The sequence below is a fragment of the Streptomyces sp. NPDC048411 genome (genome assembly GCF_040704695.1).
In the GTDB taxonomy this organism is placed as follows: Bacteria; Actinomycetota; Actinomycetes; order Streptomycetales; family Streptomycetaceae; genus Streptomyces.
Window position 1 is genome coordinate 1 of sequence record NZ_JBEZKL010000216.1, and the last position, 7,697, is coordinate 7,697.

At 67.7% G+C, this 7,697-nt stretch carries 9 protein-coding genes and 4 pseudogenes; 4 read left to right on the forward strand and 9 right to left on the reverse strand.

Going from position 1 to position 7,697, the window contains the following annotated elements:
• Window positions 1-80: 80 nt before the first annotated feature.
• Both AB0915_RS37095 and AB0915_RS37100 read right to left on the reverse strand, forming a co-directional pair.
• Window positions 81-929 (reverse strand): helix-turn-helix transcriptional regulator, encoded by an 849-nt coding sequence (locus tag AB0915_RS37095; RefSeq protein ID WP_366695520.1) that lies wholly within the window; start codon window positions 927-929, stop codon window positions 81-83.
• Between the two features lie 49 nt (window positions 930-978).
• Window positions 979-1,545 (reverse strand): TetR family transcriptional regulator, encoded by a 567-nt coding sequence (locus AB0915_RS37100; protein WP_366695522.1) that lies wholly within the window; start codon window positions 1,543-1,545, stop codon window positions 979-981.
• Window positions 1,546-1,631: 86 nt separating this feature from the next.
• Here AB0915_RS37100 and AB0915_RS37105 point away from each other — a divergent pair, with 86 nt between their 5' ends.
• On the forward strand, window positions 1,632-2,057 hold the full coding sequence (locus AB0915_RS37105) for a nuclear transport factor 2 family protein (protein WP_366695524.1): 426 nt from the start codon (window positions 1,632-1,634) through the stop codon (window positions 2,055-2,057).
• A gap of 307 nt (window positions 2,058-2,364) precedes the next feature.
• Here the strand turns inward: AB0915_RS37105 and AB0915_RS37110 are convergent.
• Window positions 2,365-3,161 (reverse strand): IS5 family transposase gene (locus tag AB0915_RS37110; RefSeq protein ID WP_366695536.1). Its coding sequence is split into 2 segments (ribosomal slippage): window positions 2,365-2,816 and window positions 2,816-3,161, totalling 798 coding nucleotides; the frame shifts between segments, so codons are not numbered across the junction.
• A 92-nt stretch (window positions 3,162-3,253) separates the two neighbouring features.
• On the opposite strand from AB0915_RS37110, the gene AB0915_RS37115 reads away from it, so the two are divergent.
• Window positions 3,254-3,502, forward strand: coding sequence for a hypothetical protein (locus tag AB0915_RS37115; RefSeq protein WP_366695526.1), 249 nt, complete (start codon window positions 3,254-3,256; stop codon window positions 3,500-3,502).
• On the opposite strand, the pseudogene AB0915_RS37120 reads toward AB0915_RS37115, so the two are convergent.
• From AB0915_RS37120 to AB0915_RS37145, 6 genes and pseudogenes are all read right to left on the reverse strand, one after another.
• Window positions 3,499-3,884: pseudogene (locus AB0915_RS37120) on the reverse strand (amidohydrolase); the annotation flags it as partial. The gene AB0915_RS37115 and the pseudogene AB0915_RS37120 overlap by 4 nt on opposite strands.
• Before the next feature lie 102 nt (window positions 3,885-3,986).
• Window positions 3,987-4,196: pseudogene (locus tag AB0915_RS37125) on the reverse strand (TRIC cation channel family protein); the annotation flags it as partial.
• A 57-nt stretch (window positions 4,197-4,253) separates the two neighbouring features.
• Window positions 4,254-4,814: a hypothetical protein gene (locus AB0915_RS37130; protein ID WP_366695528.1), complete on the reverse strand. Its 561-nt coding sequence runs from the start codon at window positions 4,812-4,814 to the stop codon at window positions 4,254-4,256.
• Window positions 4,815-5,028: 214 nt separating this feature from the next.
• Window positions 5,029-5,340, reverse strand: coding sequence for a hypothetical protein (locus AB0915_RS37135; protein ID WP_366695530.1), 312 nt, complete (start codon window positions 5,338-5,340; stop codon window positions 5,029-5,031).
• Between the two features lie 140 nt (window positions 5,341-5,480).
• Window positions 5,481-5,801: pseudogene (locus AB0915_RS37140) on the reverse strand (helicase associated domain-containing protein); the annotation flags it as partial.
• Window positions 5,802-5,881: 80 nt separating this feature from the next.
• Complete coding sequence (locus AB0915_RS37145) at window positions 5,882-6,541, reverse strand: MSMEG_1061 family FMN-dependent PPOX-type flavoprotein (protein ID WP_366695532.1); 660 nt, start codon at window positions 6,539-6,541, stop codon at window positions 5,882-5,884.
• Window positions 6,542-6,652: 111 nt separating this feature from the next.
• Here AB0915_RS37145 and AB0915_RS37150 point away from each other — a divergent pair.
• Together AB0915_RS37150 and AB0915_RS37155 are read left to right on the forward strand one after the other, a co-directional pair.
• A pseudogene (locus AB0915_RS37150) lies at window positions 6,653-6,895 on the forward strand (transposase family protein); the annotation flags it as partial.
• The gene (locus tag AB0915_RS37155) at window positions 6,867-7,652 is read left to right on the forward strand and encodes a transposase family protein (RefSeq protein WP_366695534.1); all 786 of its coding nucleotides are present in this window, start codon (window positions 6,867-6,869) and stop codon (window positions 7,650-7,652) included. The pseudogene AB0915_RS37150 and the gene AB0915_RS37155, both read left to right, overlap by 29 nt.
• Window positions 7,653-7,697 lie beyond the last annotated feature (45 nt).

Genomic DNA, 7,697 nt, shown 5'->3' on the forward strand with positions numbered 1-7,697 from the left:
TTTCGAAACACGCCCTCGGCCCCGGCGCCACCTCGTCTCGTCGAGCCACCGCAGTCGGTGGCTCGACGGGACGAAGGCGTTCAAAGCCACCCCCGGTCCCGCGCGTGCCAGCCAAGCAACACCCGGGAATCGGTGTCGGCCAGATCCATCAGCGTGCGGACCCTGCGCTGCATGGTCCGCAGGCTGATTCCCAGTCGGGCAGCGACCGCGGCATCGGTGTACCCAGCCAGCAACAGCATCAGGACCTCCCGGTCCGCCGGGTCGGCGAGATCCTTCGGCGATGCCAAGCTCGGATCGACCCTACGGCCGGGGGCCTCCCGCAGTTGCATGGCCAACCGCCACAGGCTCTCGAAGCTGAACACCAGACAGTCCAGCAGCCCCCCGGCGCGCACCACCGCGATCTCCGAGTGCGCGTGCCCACCCTCGTCGAGCTGCACGATCGCCATCGAATCGTCGACGATCAGCAGCTTCGCCGGTAACGACAGCACCATGCGGATCTCCTGTCCTCGATCCAGGGAGGCGACCAGGTCCTTCTCCGCGGCGGGCTCATCCAGCACGGTCCGTTCGATGATGATCCGCTCCCGCAGACCACGGCCGGCGACCTCGCGTTCGGTGTCAGTTTCGGAGATCCCGAAAACCGCGAACGGTGGTTTCGCGAACATCCGGAACTGCTCCTTGGCGGACAGCAACAGGCCATTGAGCAAGCTGCCGATCTCGCTGCGACCCCGAACGATCTCGATGCCGTTCGACAGCTGCACCTCGCGCGCCCTCCGGTACTCCTCCGCGAGCTCGTCGAGTGCCGTTCGGGCGGCCCTGACCTGCTGCTCGCGCTGCGCGACCATCCCCTCGAGCGCCAGCGACGGCGACACCGCCGAGATTCCTCCGCCGTCGGCCATGTCAACCAGGCCCACCTGCCGCAACGCACCCATCGCCGTTTCGATGTCCTCGACCGAGATTCCCAGCAGGCCGGCGTCGCGTTCACTCCGGCGGTCCTGCCAAGGCCTTGATGGCCGGGCGGAGCAACGCGGCGATGCGATCGGCAGGGGCCTCACGAAGCGAGGCCAGGCTGAGGAGCTGGTGGCCGATGGTGACGCCCAGCAACGTGGTGACAACCAGTGCGGCGCGCAGCTCGGGATCCTCGGCAGCGGGCAGGGCGGCACCGACGCTGTCGATCTGCCGGCCGAGGGCGACACGGACGTGATCGGCTGCTGCCTGGTCGGTGAGCATGGACCGCATCATCGCCAGCGTGCCTTCGGGAAGACCGCCGAGCTTGAGGCCGAGCGAGGCCAGCAACTGATCGACGAGCGCGTCGGTATCAGTGGCCGTCAGCGGGGCGGGGAACGCCTGCACGGCTTGGGTGAACAGCTCCCGCTTCGAGCCGAAGTACTGCATGACCAGAGCCGGGTCGACGCTCGCCGCGGCCGCCACGGCGCGAATGGTGGTGCGCTCGAATCCCTTCTCGGCGAACAGCTCCCGGGCGCTGTCGAGGATGCGCGCCTCGGTTGCTCGGCGGCGGTCGGCGCGGGACTGGCGAGGAGTGGACACCAATTCACTCTACAGACGTTGACCGAACTTCCGACCGACCCTACGGTGAGTGGGTCAACAAGTGTTGAGCGAATGGAATGACCCCTGTGTCGCATCTGGATACACCTGCTGTTCGCACCCCTCACGAGGTGCTGACCTTCTATTACCAGGCCATGCTCGACAAGTCCCCAGACGATCTCGCCGATCTCTATGCCATGGACGCGGTGCACGAGTTCCCGTTCGCCTCTCCCGGTTTCCCCCCGCGCTACGAGGGGCGTGAGGCCGTGCGCGCCGGATACCGGGCGGCCTGGGGCGCCAGCCCCGCCCAGGTGCTAGAGGTCAGGAGGATCGCGGCCTACGAGACCGCCGATCCGGAAGTGATCATCGCCGAGCATGTCGTGGTGGGAACACTGACGACGAAGGCCACCAAGTTCACCGTCCCCGGTCTCTTGATACTCCACGTCCGCAGCGGACTGATCACGCGAGTCCGCGACTACATGGACGGTTTGGGAGTCGTCAGCGCCAGAGCATGAAGGCCAGACCAGTACAGCGGCAGCCAAACTTGAGCCGGGACAGCACTCAACCCGTTCCGGCCCCGACCCCGAGATCTCTCTCGACGAACCGAGTCCCTGCGTCTCACCCAATCCAGTCCCCGCAGGTCAGCGCGGGCGCGAACGATCAACTTCGTTGAGACAGGACACCGGCCGCTGGGGCGAGGTGTACGCATTTACTGCGACGGTGCGGGAAGGGCAGGGCGGGCGTGACGATCGAACCAGTGACCGAACTCGGGAGCGGGGGCGCGCTTCCAAAGACTCACGAACCGCCCTCTTAGAGATCGTCTCATTTGGCGATCCTGCGATAGCAGATGAGGGTGCAAGCGATGCTGGTAAAGGCCAGGAAGTGTTCGGCTTTGCGTTCGTAGCGGCGGTGGAGGCGGCGGCAGCCGGCGAGCCAGGCCATGGTGCGTTCGATGGTCCAGCGGTGTCGGCCCAAGCGCTGGGACGACTCGATGCCTTTCCGGGCGATGCGGTGGGTGATGTCGCGTGAGCGGAGCCAGCGTCGCAGGTGGTTGTAGTCGTAGCCCTTGTCTGCGTGCAGTTTGGCGGGGCGGCGTCGGCGTGGTCCGCGGCGGGAGCGGATCGGCGGTATGCCGCGGACGAGCGGTTCGAGAGCCTGGCTGTCGTGCAGGTTCGCGCCAGAGATGCCAATGGAAAGCGGCAGACCTGTCCGCTCGGTGATCAAGTGGATCTTCGACCCCTTCTTGCCCCGATCGACAGGATTCGCACCTGTCAGGTCCCCCCTTTCAGGGCCCGCATGTTCACCGAGTCGATGGCACATCGACTCCAGTCCAGTTCACCGCGTGCACCGAGTTCGTCCAGGACCAGGCGGTGGAGCTTGGCCCACACCAGGGCCCTGCTCCATTCGGTGAACCGCCGGTGGGCCGTCGGACCTGATGGCCCGAAAGAGGGAGGCAACTGCCGCCACGTACAGCCTGACGTGGCCACGAAGATGATCGCCGCCAGAATCTCGCGGTCGCCGTACCGTCGTCGGCCGCCTCCCTGCGGCCGTGACGGAGCAGGCGGCACCACCCGTTCGAACAGCTCCCACAACTCATCCGGTACCAGACGCTCAACGATGCCCACGACCACAGACTAGCGAACAAGCCAAATGAGACGACTATTTAGTCCGGTTAAGCGCACCCGCTATCGCCGACACCATCGGCCATCGGATGCGGGAGGCCGGTGCCCGCGTCCAGGTCACCCGCCACTACATCAACCGGCCCCCGGTCCCCCGCAAACACCTGTGGCCCGACTGCGCGTTCTGCCGGACCGTCCACGACGGCGCGCCCGCCACGATCGTCCACGAGTGGGCCGACGCCCTCGCGATCGTGCCCCGCAGCGGCGGCTGCACCGACGGTCGGACGCGGGGCGAAGGCGGCGCCCATGAGGGTGAGCCCGTCGACCATCCGGCCGTTTAGGGGGCCAACCAGGCGAGGGCGGCGACGGTGAGGGCCTTGACCCCGGTGTCGAGGGTGGGTTGCATTACGGGGGCGAAGGTGGGGCTGTGGTTGACCGGGATGTCCTGGGAGACGGTGCCCTTCTTCTGCGCGGTGGCGTAAACGTCGGGGGCGATGCCGCCGATGCACCAGTAGGTGAATGGGGCGCCGAATGGCGGGCGACGGTGTCGGTGGCCTCTTGATCGTTGATCGTGGGTGGGAATGCCGACAGGATTTCGAACTCCGGCTCCTTGGGGGCGTCTGCGCCCTGGGCCTCCGCCCGCACGATCCGTTCGATCGCGGCAAGCACTTGCTGGCGGACGGCGGTGTCATAGGTACGCACATTCAGGATGACAGCGGCATCAAGGGCGATGAACAGCTGATTCCAGGCACGTTCGCTGATCGAGATGACGAAGGCGATCAAAGCACCGACCACGGCGGTCGGCACGTAGGCGTAGTCCGTCAATGCCACGGGAGTCCCGTGTTGCAGCAGGGTGTCCCGGATGATCCCACCACCCAGACCTGAGACGATTCCCACGACCAGGAACCCGAACAGGTCAAGCTTCTCGGTACGGGCCACCGCTCCGCCGAGGATCGCGCAGGCCAGCACACCGGCAAGGTCCAGATACCGGGTGATCTGAGTAATGGCATCAACAGAGGCCAGTGCGGCGAACACTGAACCGCCCCGGACCCACGCTCCGGTGGAGCGCTGTTCCAGATTGAGCGCGGCGGGTCAGTAGTAGTTGGACTGGGGCTCTCCGATGACCCGGGCGCCGACCCGGGCCGCGAGCCAGTGCGCCCGCTCTTCCTCGCCCGTGTGAATGTAGAGCGAGTGTTCCGGCGTCCAGGCGGACTCTACGTTGATGTCGTCATGATGGAAGCTCACCTGGAGACCGACGTAGTTCCAGGTCCGGTTCAGGCCGAGCTCCGGCACCTCGGGCCAGGCGAAGTGATCCCAGTAGGCAATCAGGCGGTCGCAGACTCCGAGTGCAGCCCGTGTGGCTTCCAGGGCCCTATCGGGGCCGGGGAGTCGCAGCTCGACGCTGGTCCTCTCGTCATTTTGCGAGAGCGGCTCGGCCGGTGCCATGACCGAGGTCAGGGCAGACGTGCCCGTGGTCGTGTCGGGGACCACTGCCAGGAGTTCGCGGAACTCCGTCCAGCTCGACACGTCGGCCCGGAGTTCGGTGACGCGCGGGGTATCCGGCGCGGTCAGCACCAGGAGCCGGTCGGCCAGGGCGAAGACCTCTTCGAGGTCTGTCGTCCGCAGCAACGGGTAGGCGAGCGTGTGCGACATGGGACCGTTGTAAACCCTTCCCCCCGGCCATCGCCACGGAATTGTGACGAGCATCCCCACAGGCACCGCCCGGCTCCGCAGAACCTCTCTAGGAACAGCGTTTGTCGATGGGCTGCGGAGGCAGTTGGTGATCCGTACTGCGCCGAGTGCGACGGCACCTTCCCTGCCCGAGCCTCCCTCTCGTGCCGCCTGGTCCTGTGTGGGAGCGGTTGGGTCAGAGCCCGTTGCCCCATCCGAAGGTCGCGTTGTACACGCGCTGGAATGCTTGCCGGCCCCGGTCCCCGTCGGCATGAACCCAGATGAGGGCGATAGCGGACCAGAGCAGAAAGATGCTGCTGACGATGCCCAGCGCGACGAGCTTGCCGTACCAGCCGAGGAGCACCAGGGCGACGGCCACCATGCTCAGACCGATGTGGGCGCCTCGCAGGTCGAGCGATGCTGACCTGCGTGCGGCCCTGCGCCAGGCCCGCTCGGCCGCAAGGCGGTCATCGCGGACGGCTTGGGGCTCGTTCTCGTCGAAGCTCATGTATCCCCCTCAGAGCGGCTGCTCCACGAGCGAGGCTGCGCAGACGGTCGAAGGACACGGTGCCGCGTACTGTGCCCGCTCTGCCAGACTCGGACCGCGGTGTCGGGGTTGCTTCGGGGCCGGGCCCAGCCCAATGCGCCCTACGTCCAGTGCATGCCGAGGGCAGAGAGCTGCTCGATCCGCTCCGGGGTGAGCGTTGCGGCGCGGGAGCGTTGGTTGCCGATCCAGGCACCGAGCCGGAGGTCCCGCTGCTCCTGGTCCTCGCCGCCGTTCCCGTTCACGATGGTCTCGACGTGCTTGCGGGGGACCTTCAGGTGTCCCTCGCGCTCGAAGAACTGGGCTGCGGCGGCGAGGTGGAGCGCCCACTACGCCGCCTGGCTGGTGCGTGGCTCGGGTTTCTCGTCCTCGCTGGCGGGCTCGATTCCGAGGACGTGTTCGCACATCCATTGCTGCACGCCACTTGCGGCTGACCCGCGACTGATCTTGGGGCGTGCTGGCCTGGGAGTTCGGCTGGCTGGTGGTTCACTCGCAGGTCGGCCCGTTACTCGTACCGGTACTTCAGCGAGTCCGCCTCCGCCTGCTCGATGTCGGCGATCGTCAGCTCCGGCATCCGCAGCTGGGCCAGTGTCACCTCGGCCGAGGTCGGCTGGGCGTCCGCCGGCAGCCACTGCTCCGGCTTCCAGGCCCCGCTGCGCAGCAGCGACTTGGGGCAGTGCGGGTAGACCTCCTCGATCCCCAGCACCAGCGCACTGGCCGGCGGCTTTCCCACGGCGGTCAGCTGCGACAGCAGCTCCGGGCGGGTGGAGACGCAGGCCCGGCCGTTCACGCGCAGGGTGGTGGTCCGCCCGGGGATGACGAACAATAGCCCGGCCCGCCCGGTGGCGATGACGTTCTGCAGAGTGTCCAGCCGCTTGTTGCCGGTCGCGTCCGGTATCGCCACCGTCCGTGCGTCCAGGACGGCGACGAACCCGGCGGGGCCGCCGCGCGGCGAGACGTCGCAGTTGCCGTCGGCGTCCGCGCTGGCGACCAGGACCAGCGATGAGCAGCCGATCAACTGCCGGGTTTGCTCGGTGAGTTCAGTCATCTGCTTGCGCACGGCCGCGTCGCGGGGGAGTTCGTACGCCCGGCGCAGCGCCTCCTGGTCGGGTACGGCGTCGAGGCGGAGCGAGTCGAAGGCACTGCCGGCAAGGGGTGTCGTCATGCCTCCGACCCTAACGAGCGACCTGCGATCGATCTTGGTCGGTGGGGCGGGGACATTGAGACGGCCGCGCAAGTTGTCTGGTATGTGAAGATCAAACAGGCCCGCGCGGCCATGTCCCATCCTGCCTTCTGCGGGCTGTCGCGCCAACATCTGGGCGAGTTGGCCGCGGAACTCGCCCCGCGCTGGGTGACGCGCTGCGAGTCCGGGCGTCACGGGCGACGTGAGGGCAACCGTCTGCGGGAGGCGGGGGCCGGGCCGAAATACGAACTGGTCTTCACCGACCGGCTCCTGGTGACACTGGTCCATCTGCGGACCGGGCTCACCCATGAGGCGTTGGGCGTGCTCTACGAAGCGGGATCCTCCACGATCGGCCGCGCCATCCGGGAGATCCGCCCGCTGCTGGCAGACCGTGGGTTCGCCGTCCCCGACCGGCCCGGCATCCGGCTGCGGATCCTGGAGGACGTGTTCGCCTACGCCGCGGCCGAGGACGTCACCTTGCGGATCGCCGGGATGGAGACCCAGGTCCGCCGCCCACACGCGGGCCGTCCCGGCCGGCCGGCGGGCCTTCGTCTCCGGCAAGCGCAGGCAGAACAACGTCAAGACCACCACGATCAGCGACGGCCAGGACCGCACCCTGTGGTCCGGGGCCCAGCGCCCCGGCCGGATGCACGACCAGACCGCCGTGCGCACCGAAGGCATCGCCGAGCAGTTCCACCAGCACCCCGGCGTGAGAGCCGAGGTCGACGACGGCTACCGCGGCCTGGCCAACGAGTTCCCCGACCAGGTCAGCGCCCCACCCAGGAAACCGAAGGACATGAAGGCCCCGAACGAGGGGCCGGTCACCGAACGCTACGGCTGGCGCGAGATGAAACGACGCCAGTCCTCCCGCCGGATCTGCGTCGAGCACGCCAACGCCGAAGTCCGCCAGTGGCGCCCGCTCCAGCGGTACACCGGCCGCCGAGAAACCTACGGCGAAACCCACATCGCCATCGCTTCCCTGGTCTCCGACCGCGCCGCCAAACGACCCACCCCAGGGCCCGCACCCGGCGACGTCCACCTGATCTGCGACAACTGTGAGACTCGTGGTGTGCCGCAGGGGGCCCGAGCCTGACCCGTGCGACAACTGGCCGCAGGTGCCTTGGAGTAGATCTGTCGG

Bases quoted from the DNA above. Each gene is read 5' to 3' on its own strand.
- AB0915_RS37095 (WP_366695520.1), bottom strand. From the start codon at position 929: ATGGGTGCGTTGCGGCAGGTGGGCCTGGTTGACATGGCCGACGGCGGA.
- AB0915_RS37115 (WP_366695526.1), top strand. From the start codon at position 3,254: ATGCGGGAGGCCGGTGCCCGCGTCCAGGTCACCCGCCACTACATCAAC.
- AB0915_RS37130 (WP_366695528.1), bottom strand. From the start codon at position 4,814: ATGTCGCACACGCTCGCCTACCCGTTGCTGCGGACGACAGACCTCGAA.
- AB0915_RS37135 (WP_366695530.1), bottom strand. From the start codon at position 5,340: ATGAGCTTCGACGAGAACGAGCCCCAAGCCGTCCGCGATGACCGCCTT.
- AB0915_RS37145 (WP_366695532.1), bottom strand. From the start codon at position 6,541: ATGACGACACCCCTTGCCGGCAGTGCCTTCGACTCGCTCCGCCTCGAC.
- AB0915_RS37155 (WP_366695534.1), top strand. From the start codon at position 6,867: ATGAGGCGTTGGGCGTGCTCTACGAAGCGGGATCCTCCACGATCGGCC.